11 protein-coding genes and 1 pseudogene are annotated in these 15,410 nt (G+C 50.4%); 8 read left to right on the forward strand and 4 right to left on the reverse strand.

From position 1 onward, the window contains the following. Positions 1-84 precede the first annotated feature (84 nt). From AB4Z33_RS01630 to AB4Z33_RS01640, 3 genes and pseudogenes are all read right to left on the reverse strand, one after another. A complete protein-coding gene (locus tag AB4Z33_RS01630; protein WP_442048249.1) occupies positions 85-711 on the reverse strand; it encodes a substrate-binding domain-containing protein in 627 nt (208 codons plus the stop codon). Between the two features lie 63 nt (positions 712-774). Further along, positions 775-951, reverse strand: a pseudogene (locus AB4Z33_RS01635) (LysR family transcriptional regulator); the annotation flags it as partial. A gap of 285 nt (positions 952-1,236) precedes the next feature. Next, positions 1,237-2,250 carry a zinc-dependent alcohol dehydrogenase family protein gene (locus AB4Z33_RS01640; protein ID WP_442048210.1) on the reverse strand — a complete coding sequence of 338 codons (1,014 nt, stop codon included), beginning with the start codon at positions 2,248-2,250 and terminating at the stop codon, positions 1,237-1,239. 115 nt (positions 2,251-2,365) lie between these two features. Here AB4Z33_RS01640 and AB4Z33_RS01645 point away from each other — a divergent pair, with 115 nt between their 5' ends. The 7 genes from AB4Z33_RS01645 (at position 2,366) to trpB (ending at position 13,261) form a co-directional block, all read left to right on the forward strand. Further along, positions 2,366-2,764: a winged helix-turn-helix transcriptional regulator gene (locus AB4Z33_RS01645; protein ID WP_442048211.1), complete on the forward strand. Its 399-nt coding sequence runs from the start codon at positions 2,366-2,368 to the stop codon at positions 2,762-2,764. A gap of 176 nt (positions 2,765-2,940) precedes the next feature. Then, on the forward strand, positions 2,941-4,977 hold the full coding sequence (locus tag AB4Z33_RS01650) for a prolyl oligopeptidase family serine peptidase (RefSeq protein WP_442048212.1): 2,037 nt from the start codon (positions 2,941-2,943) through the stop codon (positions 4,975-4,977). 538 nt (positions 4,978-5,515) lie between these two features. Then, complete coding sequence (locus AB4Z33_RS01655; RefSeq protein ID WP_442048213.1) at positions 5,516-8,593, forward strand: glycosyl hydrolase family 95 catalytic domain-containing protein; 3,078 nt, start codon at positions 5,516-5,518, stop codon at positions 8,591-8,593. A gap of 176 nt (positions 8,594-8,769) precedes the next feature. Beyond that, positions 8,770-9,540, forward strand: a complete 771-nt coding sequence (locus tag AB4Z33_RS01660; RefSeq protein WP_442048214.1) for a class I SAM-dependent methyltransferase — start codon at positions 8,770-8,772, stop codon at positions 9,538-9,540. A gap of 12 nt (positions 9,541-9,552) precedes the next feature. Further along, positions 9,553-9,675, forward strand: a complete 123-nt coding sequence (locus AB4Z33_RS01665) for a VOC family protein (RefSeq protein WP_442048215.1) — start codon at positions 9,553-9,555, stop codon at positions 9,673-9,675. A 229-nt stretch (positions 9,676-9,904) separates the two neighbouring features. Further along, complete coding sequence (locus AB4Z33_RS01670) at positions 9,905-12,016, forward strand: GMC family oxidoreductase (protein WP_442048216.1); 2,112 nt, start codon at positions 9,905-9,907, stop codon at positions 12,014-12,016. A gap of 84 nt (positions 12,017-12,100) precedes the next feature. Further along, positions 12,101-13,261, forward strand: coding sequence for a tryptophan synthase subunit beta (trpB, locus tag AB4Z33_RS01675; protein WP_442048217.1), 1,161 nt, complete (start codon positions 12,101-12,103; stop codon positions 13,259-13,261). Positions 13,262-13,391: 130 nt separating this feature from the next. On the opposite strand, the gene AB4Z33_RS01680 is transcribed toward trpB, so the two are convergent. Next, positions 13,392-13,703, reverse strand: coding sequence for a hypothetical protein (locus tag AB4Z33_RS01680; protein ID WP_442048252.1), 312 nt, complete (start codon positions 13,701-13,703; stop codon positions 13,392-13,394). Here AB4Z33_RS01680 and AB4Z33_RS01685 point away from each other — a divergent pair. Next, positions 13,609-15,384, forward strand: a complete 1,776-nt coding sequence (locus AB4Z33_RS01685) for a family 43 glycosylhydrolase (RefSeq protein ID WP_442048250.1) — start codon at positions 13,609-13,611, stop codon at positions 15,382-15,384. The two genes, AB4Z33_RS01680 and AB4Z33_RS01685, sit on opposite strands and share 95 nt — an antisense overlap. Positions 15,385-15,410: the final 26 nt, after the last annotated feature.

The raw sequence follows: 15,410 nt of genomic DNA on the forward strand, positions 1-15,410 counted from the left end.
AAATCATGAARTAACAGTTAATCCATAAATAAATTTATAGATATTCCAAAAATAAAGATCAAACGTAACATGATCCGCTGATCTCTATCTTTCTTCGCGAATGATCCTAATGATCTCGTTGATCTCAGGCAGATGCTTGTGCTTTGTTTGATAGGCAATAAATAATTCATTGGTGATTCTCAGGTGCTCGAATATGATTTTCGAACGGCCATTCCCTTGGCCCAAGAGGTAGGTAGGCAATAGGCTAATGCCTGATCCGTTCTTAATCGCTTCGAGAATCATATGTAGATTAGGGATGACATGAACCGGTTTAATTAGTGGGCGATTCCGGAAATGTTCTCTCCACAAACGTCTAATAATCGGCAATTCCAGCCCGTAACTGATCCAGTTCTGCATAGAAAGCCATTTCTCGATGGACGGAAGGTGATCCGTATCGGGAATTTCCAGACGTTCAGGGGCAACGATCACGAACTCCTCGTCATATAATTTGATATACTCAATTCCTGGAGATACAAACTTCTTCGATGTCACGATGAGATCGGTTTGTTCTTCCTTAAGCATCTCTATGAGTTGGCTCGCCGTTCCAAAATAATGAATGGTATGCATACTGTACTTATTTAAGTTCGGAAGGATTTTCTCGCTAAAAAATTCATGCGCGGTGCCCATTCGAATGACGTTAAGAGTAGGGAGAGACGCTGCTTTCAAATTCATGGTTGTCTCCTCCAGATGTTCGATAAGAGGAGCAACCTGTGAGTAGAGCTCTTTGCCTCTTTCGGTCGGGGTTAATTTCCTTGACGTCCTTGCAAACAGCGACTCTCCAACCTCGGCTTCCAGGGCTGACAAGTGCTGACTCATGGCCGGCTGCGTCATTATCCTCGTTTTGGCTGCTTCCGATAAAGAATTATGCTTATAGATGGCAATAAAACTCCGATACCATTCAAAGTCGACCATAGCCCTGCATTCACTCCTTTCCTAATCTCTGTATCTTAATATAACAAACTCCCACCCCCATTTGTTAGCGCAGTCTCCTCATTTTTGATCCAGATAGTCATCTCATTAATATCCGAAGTCGTTCCCATAACCGTGAAGGCTCCAGAGTAGGACAGAGCAGAGGCTTAGTTGAGCAAAGCCAATGATGTGGTTGTACGCAATGATATAAAATGACGAATACACCGCCATGAAGCTCAAGAACTTAGGCGGTGTATTTGTTATGCTCGGAGTAAATCACCTTGGAATTTAATATCGAATGACAATCTTGCCAAAATACGAGCCCTCCGCAAGGTGGGTGAGGGCCTTAACGGCCTGCGAGAACGGATACTCCGAGTCGATGACAGGGTGAAGCCGATGGTGTTCGATCGCAACGTTCATGTTCTCGAACATGGCCCGGCTGCCTACGTTTATGGCTTGAAGTTTGGCTCTTCGGAGAATGGCCGGAACGATGGCTAAATCTTCGACGCTGGCTCCAGACAGAATGCCGACGATACTGATTTGGCCGCCTACTTTTAATGCGGAGATAGAACGATTAAGCGTTGCCCCGCCTCCGAGATCGACGATATGATCAGCACCTTTTCCTTGCGTAAACTCCAGTACGGCTTTGTCCCATTCCGCCGTTTCCTTGTAATTAATGCCGTAATCGGCGCCTAAGCTTTTTGCGCGTGCAAGCTTTTCATTGCTGCTAGACGTTACGATAACTTTGGCGCCTTGGAGCTTGGCGAACTGAAGGGCGAACAGGGAGACGCCGCCGGTGCCTTGGACGACAACCGTATCTCCTGCTTTGACCTTACCCTCTTCTACGATCGCATGCCAGGCCGTGACCCCGGCGCAAGGCAGAGTCGCGGCCTCGACATCGCTCAAATGTTGGGGGACGCGAACTAACCCTTCTTCAGGCAACACGACATATTCCGCGAGCAGCCCCTGGAGAGGGCTGCCTAAAGTCGTAATCCAATTCTCCTGCGTAGCCTCGCCTGACTTCCAGCTTTGAGTAAAGATCGCGCTTACTCGTTCTCCTATCCGAAACTTGCCGGCATTTTCCCCTAAGGCAACGATTTCGCCTACTCCATCGGACACCGGAATGAGAGGCTCTTTTAGTTCGGGATTGTAGAAGCCGTCTATGACTCCGATATCACGCGCGTTCAGCGATACGGCTTTCATTCGAATGAGGACTTCACCTCGGCCTGGAGTTGGGATGGGGCGATCGACTTCGGCGACGTGATCGAGTCCGAAGCCGCCTTGAAGGACGTACGTTTTCATTGAGCATCTCTCCTCATCTTAGGTATAGACATACAATAATCCACACACTAAGATGTAGCTAGACGGCACTTTAAAGTCGGTTGCGAACCTTAAGGTGCGTAAGGAGGCGAGGCATATGAAGCCGCGGGATATCTCATTGGAAGATTGCAGCTATACCCATGTGTTGGAGGTTATTTCGAATAAATGGACCGCATTGGTTATCTACTCTTTGGAGAACGGTACCATCAGATATGGTGAGATAATGAGGCGTATCGAAGGCATTTCGCAGAAAATGCTGACGCAAACGTTGAGGCGGCTGGAGCGGGATGGCTTGGTCAGCCGGAAAGTGATGCCATCGGTACCGCCAATAGTTGAGTATACCTTAACCCCACTTGGAGAGACGTTGATTCCATATATGAAAAATTTAGTAGAATGGTCTTCCAATCACTACTCCGCAGTAAGGAAGGCAAGAGAAGAATATGATCTCGGTGACGCGGAAACCATCGTGAATGAAGTGGAACGGAAAGATGCATAGCAATATAAAAACATCGCCATGTGACTATACACTCTGGCGATGTTTTTTTTGTCTCCAGAGCAGTTGGCAAGGAATGAGTAATAATACACACAATAACCCGAGGAAAAGCCATGTTTGGGGGCAAATCGGTATTATAAAATGATTAATAATAAAGGATATTTTTGGGAGGTTTGCCTATGAGGCGTGGACTCGTGTACGTTCTTCCGATTTTCATAATTGTTGTAGTTATGGGGCTGCTGATTAACCGACAGGGGAGCAAAGAAATGCCCATTAAAGCTGCCTTAAGCAGCGAGCAGAGCGAAGCGCGGTATTTGGCTACCAATTACGACGTAAATGTACACAACGATATTGTCTATGCGAGCAAGGTGAATGAATCAGAAACCGAAGAGCCGTTGAAGTTGGATGTGTATGAGCCGACCAACGATAACAATAACCGAAGACCGGTATTTATCTTTATTCATGGAGGAGGATATAAGGAAGGAAGCAAGTCCGATGCGGCAACCATTTCCAATGAGCTCGCCAAGCGTGGGTACGTCGTGGTGTCCATGGATTACCGCTTGAAAAAGGACCCGTTTGTCCATTTTCAACGCACCTTGTCGGACGCTTACGAGGATATATCCGATGTGATCGGCTGGATTAGCCATAACGCGGAAGCCTATAGAATGGACGCAGAACAACTGGCTATAGGCGGGGATTCCGCCGGAGGTTATTTATCGATGAATGTTGTCAATGAATACTTGAAACGAGATCCGTCAATTGTTCATTCCATATTTGCTATTGTGGATATATACGGTGGTAAGTTAGAGAATAGCGTGGATGAACAATTGCCTCCGATTTTGATGATCCATGGAACGATTGATCAATTGATACCCTACCAACAAAGTGTAGACTTGAAGGATACGTTGGAGAGACAAGGAATATATCATGATCTGTTCACCATGGAGGGTGTGGGACATGACTATAAGAACGAAAAGTATATAGACGAGGTTATCGAGACGACCTTGCATTTCCTGTGGAATGTCATGCGTAATTCCGAGAGCCGATGGCTTCCGGCGAGCACGGGGATCGAGGCCGTGTCGGGGGATTCATTCGACATTAAGTTGCCTGATTTGAGTATCGGCCATTCGGCAGAAAGGCAGATCAGCGTTGCCCTGCCGGAGGGATGGTCACTGGATAATGCCGATAGCGACGAGTCTCTTCAGGTGCGCATCCCTGCAGGTTTGAATCGCGGCAATCGTTCGATCTTCATCACTCTGGATCAAAACAGGGAAGCTGTTCAAAGCTTTGCGATCAATGTCAATGTCGTTGATCCTTTGGAAGAGAGCTTTGAAACGTATTTTGATGCCACGGACCATAAAATAAAAACCCGAATGCAAATTACCAACCGATCCAAAAACAAGTTCAGCGGGACTATTCAGGTCGATTACGAAACGGAGCAATCGTCTCAGGGGAAATTCACGACGAACGTGGACCAGGTAGAGCCGGGGGATCGTGTATCCTTCCATATCCCGGAGCTGGCAAGAGGGAAGCGGGTCATTCATGCATACAACCAAGCGGGCGCTTTGCTGCAGAAGAAGGAAGATCTATTTAATGCGCTTGTCCTTCAGAAGTCCGAAAAGCCGATCCATATCGATGGAAATCTGGAGGAGTGGAAAGGTCAGACGCCATTCGATGTTAATAAGATAATGATCGCCGATTGGAAAGGGATTGAAGATTTAAGCGCGATCGGTTATATGACTTGGGACGTCGACCATGTGTACCTAGCGCTTGACGTTACTGACGATACACATACCCAAGAAGCGGAGGGGCTCGGCATCTGGAGTGGTGACAGCCTTCAATTGGCGATAGGTTTAGCGAATGATGACGGCAGCCTTCCTCTCGAGTATCACGAATTAGGCATCGCGATGACCGGCAAGGGACAGCTGTCCAAATGGCGTTGGATAGCTCCGAGGGGTTTTAGAGCTGACGATTCAATAAAGCTTGATTATGCCATCGTCCGCAATAATCAACATACGATCTATGAAATGGCCATCCCCATGAGTGAGTTAACCCAAGACATCGCAATGATAAAGCCAGGATTGAAAATGAAATTATCATTGCTTGTCAACGACAATGACGGTGCCGGGCGCAGGGGATGGCTGGAATACAATAGCGGAATAGGAACGGCCAAAGATATTAACGCATTCGGCGATGTTTTTCTGGCAGGGGATTGAATTTCCTCCCGAAAAGCATTCAGAATGGATTCTATACAGGCTAATGGGCCAAATGGCATCAAATAAGCGGTTTGAATGGATTTCGTACAGGCAAACGAGGCACTTTTGGTGAAAATGAGCAAATTGGGCGAATTAGGCTGTATGTTTTCCAATCAAAGGTGCAAATTCGTTTATAACATGCTATTTGATTGGACGATATCCATTCAAACAAAGGTAGAGTTCGAATGAAGGAGACCTCGTGAAGATGCCAAAATATGAATAGCAGGAGCTAGCGCAGCGGGAAAAAAACTCCTGCTGCGTGTTTTTTTCGACTATTTGTGGAAATTATTCCATTGTGTTAAACGCGCTGAAAATTATGATTAAGGTATAACTCCATGAACCTGCAATTAGACGAGAGGATGCTCAGACACGCATGAACTAAAAAACGAAGCAAAGGAAGGAGAGAGGTTGATGTAGGAGGTTTAAATCGTTTTGAAATGTAAGCGTTTTACTTGAGGTCCGTTATGCCAATATGATATTAAACGGAGGTTATCGGCCAATGAAGATGGTTCGGAAGAAAGGCTCGAGAAAGCTTGCCATTCTGCTGGTAGTCGGCAGTCTTGCGTGGTTGCCCGCAGTACCGGGAACAGGGAGTGTAGCTTCGGCGGCGGATCACGCCATGTCTCAGGCGTTCAATACGTCGACCGGCGTGCTGGACGTGGATTATGCTTCTTATTTGTCCAAGCATGACATCGTGTACCAATCGCCGGTGTCAGACCCAAAAGGCGCTTTGACCGTCGGCAACGGGCGGGTCGGAGGCATGGTGTGGGACACGCTGGGCGGCATCACGATGCAGGTGTCGGGCGTGGACGCTTCCCAAGAAGGCTTCGCTTCGCAAGGGTTGGTCAATCTGTATACGAATCCGGGGCTCAATGCGGGCTATACGTCGTACAAGCAGCGGCTGTCGCTGTATGACGGCGTGCTCACCACCGAGTATGACAGCAACCGCAAAATTACGATCATGGGTGCGCCGAACTCCGAAGTAATGGGTATCCATGTCGAGGACAGCCGTACCGGCTTGTCCAGCGTCTCCCTGGATCTAAGCCTGTGGGATGTCAGCAACTTCAACGGCGGCGACGTGCCGGATATCAACACTTGGAGAACGGTCTCTACTTTCGTCGATCCGACGGTCGTTGGACTGAGCAGGGGACAGACGGATGCGAATAACTTCGGCTACACGCTGGCGGCTACCGTCGAGGGAGCCAGCTTCACCACTCAGGCGGTCGGAGGCAACAAGGTCAGGCTGAATATTACCCCGTCTTCAAGCTACACGATCTGGATCTCCAGCGCGAGCCGGCTGAACGCGCCGGGCCACAACTCCGTAACCGCCGCCAAAAACCAACTTACCGGTGTCAAAAATACCGGCTACAACGCTACCTTGGCCAGCTACAAAAACTGGTGGCATAACTTCTGGGCGAAATCGTTCGTGCAGTATTCCAATGCATCCGGTGACGCCGATTATATGGAAAGCTTCTACTACTTGAGCACCTACATGATTGCGGCCGGCTCTTACGGCAACTATCCGTTCCACTTTATTAACGGCGTATTTAGCGCCGTTAACGACAACGACAGCGGCAAGTGGAGCAATGCCTATTGGTATTGGAATCAGCGTGACATCTACCATTCCTTCCTGGCTTCCAATCATGCCGATATGGTTAACGTCTTTAACAATTTATACAGCCGGAATTACAATACGCTGAAGGCGTATACGATGACCAGGTACGGAATCGACGGTATCTGGGTGCCGGAGACGATGGGCTGGAACGCCAGCGCGGCGGGAACGATCTACAGCGATTATACGCAGGATACGCTGTCGACGGCGGCGGAAGCCGCTCTGAACATGTATGCGCAGTACAAGTATACGAACGACGCTAATTACTTAAGCGGCACTGCGTATCCGTTGATGCGCGAGGCGGCGAAATTTTATGCCGACATTGTTTCCTACGACAGTGCGACAGGCAAGTATTATATGGCTTCCTCCAACGCTCACGAGCAGCATTGGGACGTGCGGAACGCGATTACCGATCTAGCCGCGATTCGCGCTTTGTTCCCGGTTGCTATACAGGCCAGCGCCAGCCTTGGCGTAGATGCAAATTTGCGCGCCGAATGGCAAACCGTGCTGAACAATCTGGTCGCTTATCCTATTGACCCTAGCGATCCGAACAAATACGCGCCGCATACGCCGCCGATTTCTCAGAATCGGAACAACGAGAACGTCGTTTTGGAGCTGGCATGGCCTTACAGCGTTAGCGGCATCGGCTATCCGGATTATCAGAAGCTGGTTAACAACTACAACACACGGCCTTATCCGTATAACTCGAACAACGTATGGGATCCGGCTCCGATTCAGGCCGCCCGGCTTGGTCTCGGCGATGAAGCGTATCTCGGCATGCGGATGATGCTGCAGCGCTATCAGCACTACCCGAACGGAAGAACGACCAATTCCAACGGCGAATTCGAGTATATGGGCGTCCATTTGTCGGCAATGAACGAATCGCTTCTCCAGAGCTATAACGATAAAATTCGGGTGTTCCCAGCGCTGCCGACCGAAACGAATTTCGTCAGCAAATTTACGCTGCTCGCCAGCGGAGGTTTTCTGGTCAGCTCCGAGAAAGCGGCTAACGAGATCAAATACGTCGGAATCAAGAGCCTGAACGGCAAGCCGGCTACCGTCGTGAATCCATGGGGAACGCAAGCCGTGCAGGTCAGAAGAATGTCCGACAACGTCGTTATTACGACATCTTCGAGTAGCGAGTTTACGTTCAATACGTCGGCTGGGGCTGTATATGTCGTGGAGCGCACGGCCAAACCTTTTGCCAACTTCGAACATACGCAGCTGACGGGAACGGCCAATCAAGGCGTAAAGTCGCTGAGCGGCACTAACTCCAAGCTGGGTCTGGACGCTAATGGCGGCAGAGCGACCATCACGACCTTCTTCGAGGATTCGAATTACGGAGGCGCCGCCAAAACGCTTGCGACAGGCAGCTACACGACCGCGCAGCTTACCGCGGCGGGCATTCCGAATAACTGGGTATCCTCCGTTAAGGTTCCGCTGGGCTATACGGTGACCATCTATGATAATGATAACTTTACGGGTACGCAGTGGTCGTTCACGGCGGACACCGACTTCCCAAGCAGTACGAATCCAAACGCCAACGATAAAATGTCCTCGATCGTGATTGTGGGGGGCAGCGGAGGCGGTGGTAGCGTCGTGAAATACGAAGCAGAGATTGGAGTCAGAACAGGAGCGGTAGGCATCTATAACGATACGAGCGCCTCGGGAGGCCAAGCGACGGATCATTACTCCAATATTGGCGACTCCGTGTCGGTTGCTAATGTTCAGGCGGGCTCCAAGCTCGTGATTGGCTACTGCACCGCCAACAATCCTGGACGGCTGAGCCTGTACATCAACGGGGTAGATAGCGGCAACGTTACGTTCCCGTCCACGTCCAGCTGGAATACGACGTATTCCACCGTTACGGTGACGGTTCCGATACCAGCGGGCGCTACGATTAAGCTGCAGCGTGACAGCGGCGATGACGGCGCGAATATTGACTATGTGGGCGTGCAGAACTAGAAGTATTGCAGTATATAAAATTTGTAGACATCGCTCAAGGTTACTTACCTTGGGCGATGTTTTTTTATAGAGCCGAATGATAGGTTAGGACTATAATTTATATAGATTTTATATATTTAACTTATAAATAGGACTATGCCATACTATCCCTAACATAAAAGTTGGGAGATGATTCCATGAGTTCCAATCAAGTTTGGCAATCCGATCACTATGACCGTAAGCTTGGATTTGTATCTGAATTTGGGAAGGACGTTGTTCGGCTTTTGAATCCGATCAAGGATGAACATATCTTTGATTTGGGCTGCGGAACCGGAGATTTGGCGAATGAAATAAGCCAAGCCGGCGCACAGGTTACAGGGATGGATTTGTCAGAGACGATGATCGGGCAGGCGCAGCGCAAATATCCTCAAATCCAATTTTTTGTCGGGGATGGAGAACGGTTTACCATAGATTCTACGTTCGATGCCGTTTTTTCCAACGCGGCGCTGCATTGGATGAAGAACCCGGGGGCGGTACTGGCCGGTGTATGGAATAGTTTAAAACCTGGCGGCAGGTTTGTTGCAGAGTTTGGCGGGAAAGGAAATGTGGAAACGATCGTTCAGGCCATTGGCGAGGTGCTGAGAGAGGACTTCGGCATTGATGCGAGCAAGCTGAATCCCTGGTATTTTCCAAGCATCGCCGAATACAGCATCTTGTTGGAACAGCAAGGCTTCCGCGTCACCTATGCGATTCACTTTGATCGACCGACAAAGATCGAGGACAATGAGCAAGGCTTGCATCATTGGCTTAGGGGCTTCGCCGACAACTTCTTCACAGCACTCTCTGAAGCTGAGAGGCATGCCGTTTGTGCGAAAATAGCTGATAAAGCGCGAAACGAATTGTTTCATAACGGTTCATGGTACGCGGATTATAAACGATTAAGAGTAATGGCGGTTAAGCCGGGATAAGGGAGAGATTCCATGATGAGAGTGCAATTAGAAGGTATTACCGTATTGTCGGACGATGTTTCACGCTTGGCGAGGTTTTATCATGAAGTGCTTGGATTCCATATCGTTGTTGAAGAGGATCATTACGTTGAATAGATCCGGATGGCAATATTCATTCGCTCTTTGCGGTAAACCAATAAACGCTTGCCCTTAGCGGATGATCGAATAAGCAGGGTATGAATACATCGCTCATGCGGCGGTGTATTTTTGTGTTGAATTCATTATTGCTGATCGAACGAGCGCGCAAGGAATAGATAGGACTTGAACAAGCCGTTGAAAAGGTTAATATGGATATGAAGCTATATTGGGAGGGGCGATCGGGAGAATGAGTCAACATGATGAAACTCAAATTTTGAAAGCGGTTACTGATCGAATGATACCGAAGGATGAGTGGCCATCGGCGTCCGAGGGGGGAGTCCTGACTTATTTGGAGCGCTACGCCGTTCAAGATGCTGCTACCTGGACGGATGTGATAGAACCCGGACTTGGCGCATTAAATGCAGAAGCAGGCAAACTTCATAACCAACCCTTCTCGGAACTGTCGGCTCATAAGCAAGATCAATTGCTGCATGATGCAGAGCGTGATTTCTTTCAGTACTGGCCTGTTTCGTCTAAACGTTTCTTTGACACGCTGTTGAGCCTAGTTGTCGAAGGGTACTATGGAAGTCCGGAATCAGGCGGGAATATCGGAGGCAAGTCATGGGATATGATCGGCTATCGTCCTGGCCCCGCGTCCGGAAAGAATAGTGTGGTCCCGGAAGGCGATTTGCCGCAAACCCCGTTCAATCAGCTGAAAGACCGCTATGACGTTATCGTTATCGGTGCTGGAGCCGGCGGTTCGGTTGCGGCGGCGGTATTGGCCGAAGCAGGGCTTCAGGTTCTCGTCGTGGAGCGCGGCAGTTGGCTCCGGTACGGTCAAGTCGGCACAGATCACTTGCGCAATCATCGGTTAAGCAAATATGGGCATAACACGGGACCTGAGCTGGATGGTAACCCTCGCACCATAATAATGGCAGGCGGGGACAAGCGAATTACGATGCCGTTCGAAGGGGATTACCATAATAATGCAATGACGGTAGGCGGAGGAACGCGGATCTACGGGGCTCAGGCATGGCGTTTTCACCCGAATGATTTCCGCATGGCGAGTCGCTATGGGGTACCAGAAGGCAGTTCGTTAAGTGACTGGCCGATTCAATATGAAGATCTCGAACCCTACTACAATCGGGCTGAGTGGGAGGTTGGTGTCTCCGGTGATGGGAATGCCCATTCTGGACGGGGAAAGCGGCAACATGCTTATCCAATGCCGGCGTTGTCGCCTACTTTGGAGGCTGAACATTTGGCTCGCGGGGCAGAGAAGCTTGGCTGGGAAACAGGGCCGGTGCCGCTTCTTATTAACTCTGTTCAGCGGGATGGCCGGCCGGCCTGCGTGAGGTGCGGCCAGTGCATCGGATTTGCCTGTCCGACCAACAGCAAGAACGGCGGGCACAATACGATGTTAGTAAGAGCCATGGCCACCGGTAACTGCGATCTGATCTGCGATACGTTGGTGGAGCGCATTGATACCGAAGGCGGCAAGCATGCGACCGGAGTTCATCTAGTACAGCAATCGGAGGGCTCCGTGCAGCGACGGCAAGTTCGGGCAGGCCATATTGTAGTTGCTGCAGGAGCTATCGAAAGCGCACGGCTTCTTCTCAATTCCGCAAATGATTCGGAACCGAATGGCATAGGCAATCGGAATGGGCAAGTGGGAAGAAATCTGCAAGGCCACGTCTATGCTGGCGCTTACGGCCTCTTTGACGAGCGGGTTCAAGATGGTCTAGGCCCAGGTGTAAGTATTGCGACCTTCCGCTTTGACCATAGTAACGAAAGCGGAATTATCGGCGGCGGGCTGCTTGCTAACGATTTCACCCGGTTGCCGCTTATCCATTGGTATCGGGCACTTGGACCGGATGCGGCGCGGTGGGGGAGCAAAGGCAAGGAAACGATGAGCGAGAGCTACTTGCGAACGAGCCAAATTCAAGGGCCGATCCAAGAGATTCCGAATCCGGAGTCCAGAGTGCGTCTATCGAAGTCGGTCAAAGATCGTTTTGGCATACCCGTAGCTAGCCTATATGGAAGCGTTCATCCCGAGTCTCTTCGTGCTGCGGAAATGTTGGGAGAGCAAGCGGAGAAGTGGCTATGGGCGGCTGGAGCGCGTGAGGTGTGGCGAACCCGGCCGGGCAGCGGGCTAAGTGCCGGTCAGCATCAGGCGGGTACGCTGCGTATGGGGAACGACCCTTTAACATCGGTCACTGATCCCTTGGGCCGTGTTCATGGATACGACAATCTTTGGGTGAGCGACGGCTCTGTGCATGTGACCAATGGCGGCGTTAACCCGGTGTTAACGATTCTTGCATTGGCTTTCCGCACCGCAGAAAACCTGGTGAAACAAGGATAAGCAGAACAATAGTAATGAGAGGCTGAAAATTATGGTAATATAGTTTCGATAGATTACTATTTCTATTTATGGAGGCGCTTACTTATGGACCAACAAGTACAGCAAGAAGGATACTTCGGAGAATTTGGGGGCAGCTTCGTCCCGCCGGAATTGCAGGAAGTGCTGAACTATTTGAGCGAGCAATTTAATAAGTTCAAAGACGACCATGAATTCAATGAAGAGCTTAGCTATTATTTGCGCGAATATGTTGGCCGCAAGAGCCCGCTGACATATGCGGAACGGTTGTCCAAGGCTTGGGGCGGACCCAAAATCTACTTAAAGCGCGAGGATCTGAACCACACCGGAGCTCATAAGATCAACAACGCTATTGGCCAGATTCTGCTCGCCAAGCGGATGGGTGCCAAGCGGATTATAGCCGAGACCGGTGCTGGACAGCACGGGGTCGCTACGGCAACGGCTTGCGCTATGTTTAATATGGAATGCGTCATCTACATGGGAGCCGAAGATACGCGCCGCCAAGCGCTTAACGTGTTCCGGATGGAACTGCTTGGCGCTACTGTCGTACCGGTTGATAAGGGCCAAGGACGACTGAAGGACGCGGTGGATGAAGCACTGGGCGATCTCGTTCGCAATTATAAAAATACGTTTTATTTGCTCGGTTCCGCGGTTGGACCGCATCCGTTCCCGACAATGGTCAAACACTTTCAAGCGGTCATCAGCGAAGAGTCGAAGCAACAGATTTTGGAGAAGGAAGGCCGTTTGCCGGATGCGGTGGTGGCCTGCGCGGGCGGCGGCAGCAATGCAATCGGCGCATTCGCCCACTATATCGACGAGCCAAGCGTCCGCCTGATCGGGGTCGAACCCGATCARGCGCCAACTTTGACCGAGGGCGTTCCCGGCATGATTCACGGCTTCAAGTGTTTGGTGTTGCTGGACGAGGAAGGCGAGCCGCGGAAAACGTATTCGATCGCCGCGGGGCTCGACTATCCGGGCATTGGGCCGGAGCATAGCCACTTGAAGGTGACGGGACGAGCAGAATATGCCACCGTTACTAACGACGAAGTGCTGAAAGCGTTCCAGGAACTATCCCGCACGGAAGGGATTATCCCGGCTTTAGAGAGCGCGCACGCAGTTGCACACGCGAAGAAGCTTGCGCCTACGATGGATCAGGATCAGATTCTCATCATCAATCTGTCTGGTCGCGGAGATAAGGATGTTGAGCAAGTGTTTCAAATGATTAAATAGTAACAACATTAAATACACCGCCAAGTGGACCTCGTGCCATGGCGGTGTGTTTTTGGTATGTATCAAAAATATATGCTACGCAGCTAAGAATGATAGGGAAAAGTTTAATAATGCCTCACTATATTAGAGGTTACCTATACGTTAAGCTATTAATGGTCCTTATATTTACAATTTTACCATTATGGTTGTCGAGGGGGGATAATGGAATCATCTTCACTATCTGCTTATTAAGCAGTCTGATGGCATGGTTTTGAAAGCGTTTACCGACGTATGCTCGGAATTCATGTAATGGGGAGGCAACAATTATAATGAAAAAAAAGGTTTTGAGCTTGTTCTTATCAGGTACAATGCTACTGTCTATCTTTTTCGGATTAGCATCTTCTTCTTCTGCCGCAGATCCAGTCATCAGCTCTGGTAATCCAATTTTCACTAGCATCTTCACTGCCGATCCTTCTGCGCGTGTGTGGAATGACGGACGTATTTATGTATATGCGTCACATGATATATTTCCTTCCAGGGGCAGCGATCTKATGGATAAGTATCACGTCTTCTCGTCGGATAATATGGTGGACTGGGTGGACGAAGGAGAGATCCTGCGAGCGGATGATGTGCCGTGGGGACGACCGGAGGGAGGCTTTATGTGGGCCCCTGACGCGGCTTACAAGAATGGAACGTACTACTTCTATTTCCCTCATCCAAGCGACACGAACTGGAACAACTCTTGGAAAATCGGCGTGGCGACAAGTGACAAGCCCGCCGCGGACTTCGAGGTTCAAGGCTATATACAGGGGCTTCCGGGCAGTAACTTAATAGATCCTAACGTGTTCCGCGATGACGACGGCACCTATTACCTTTATGCCGGAGGCGGTGGAACAAGCTACGGCATGAAGCTTGCTGCCAACATGACGTCGATCGACGGTCCCGTCAAGCAGTTCACCGAGCTGGACGACTTTCACGAGGCTACTTGGGTGTTCAAGCGGGGAAGCACGTATTACTTAACCTATTCCGACAATAACGCAGGCGGCAACCGTATGCGGTACGCGACCAGCAGCAGTCCGCTTGGACCATGGGTGAATCGCGGTATCCTTCTAGATCCGGTAAGCAGCGAAACGTCCCATGGTTCTGTTGTGGAGTATAAGGGGAACTGGTATTTGTTCTACCATAACGCCCAAATTTCCTCTAACGGTACGCTGCGTTCCGTCGCCGTGGACCGATTGTATTTCAATTCCGATGGCACTATCTCGAAGGTTATTCAGACGACCACGGGCGTCCCAGCGGTCGGCCCGCGTTCACATGCTACGGAGGTCAAGTACTACGACTTGATTAACGAGAGCTTCGATGAATATACTCAGAAAACGGAATATGCCATGAATAGCAGCAACGTCGCCTTTGGCGGAGGGGCTACCCGTTCGGGCGACAAAATTGAAAATATGCATACGTCAGGTTCTTATATCCAGTTGAATGGTATTAACGGCGGCACTGGTGGCAAGGCGCTTCTTACTGTGCTATACGCTTCAGCTGACGGCGGCTCAGCCTTCAAGGTAGACGCCAGCGGCGATACGGCCGGAGACGGATATTTCCTTTCCCTTCCCGGCACGGGTGGCTGGGGAAGCTACACCGGTCGGACCAATCGTCTGATCGATCTAAACGCGGGCACGAATAATATCATTCGGCTCAGCGGCGGTATGGGGGGAGCGAACGTGTCCCGTGTCATTGTATCGTTGATTCCGCAATCTGCCCAGCCAACGGAATATCCGATGAGCGGAGCCAATGTGTCAGTAGGGGGCGGGGCGGTTAAATCGGGCGGCACCATTGAAAATATGCACATTCCCGGCTCTTATTTCGAGGTGACGGGCGTGAACGGCGGCGCAGGCGGACAGTCGACGCTTACGGTTATCTACGGTTCCGCGGACACCCAAACAACGTTTCGGGTGAACGCCAGCGGCGACCCGACCGGGAATGGATATTCGCTCACGCTGCCTGGCACGGGGGGCTGGAGCACGTACACCGGACAGGTCAGCCGTGCCATTGATTTGAATGCAGGCGCGGGTAACGTGATTCGGGTGAGCGGCGGTCTGGGAGGAGCCAACGTAACGCGCATCATCGTCTCGTCGACCCCGTAAAGCCAAGGACGGTCCACTCATTGATG

The sequence above is a fragment of the Paenibacillus sp. 2TAB19 genome (assembly GCF_052115185.1).
Lineage (GTDB): Bacteria > Bacillota > Bacilli > Paenibacillales > Paenibacillaceae > Pristimantibacillus.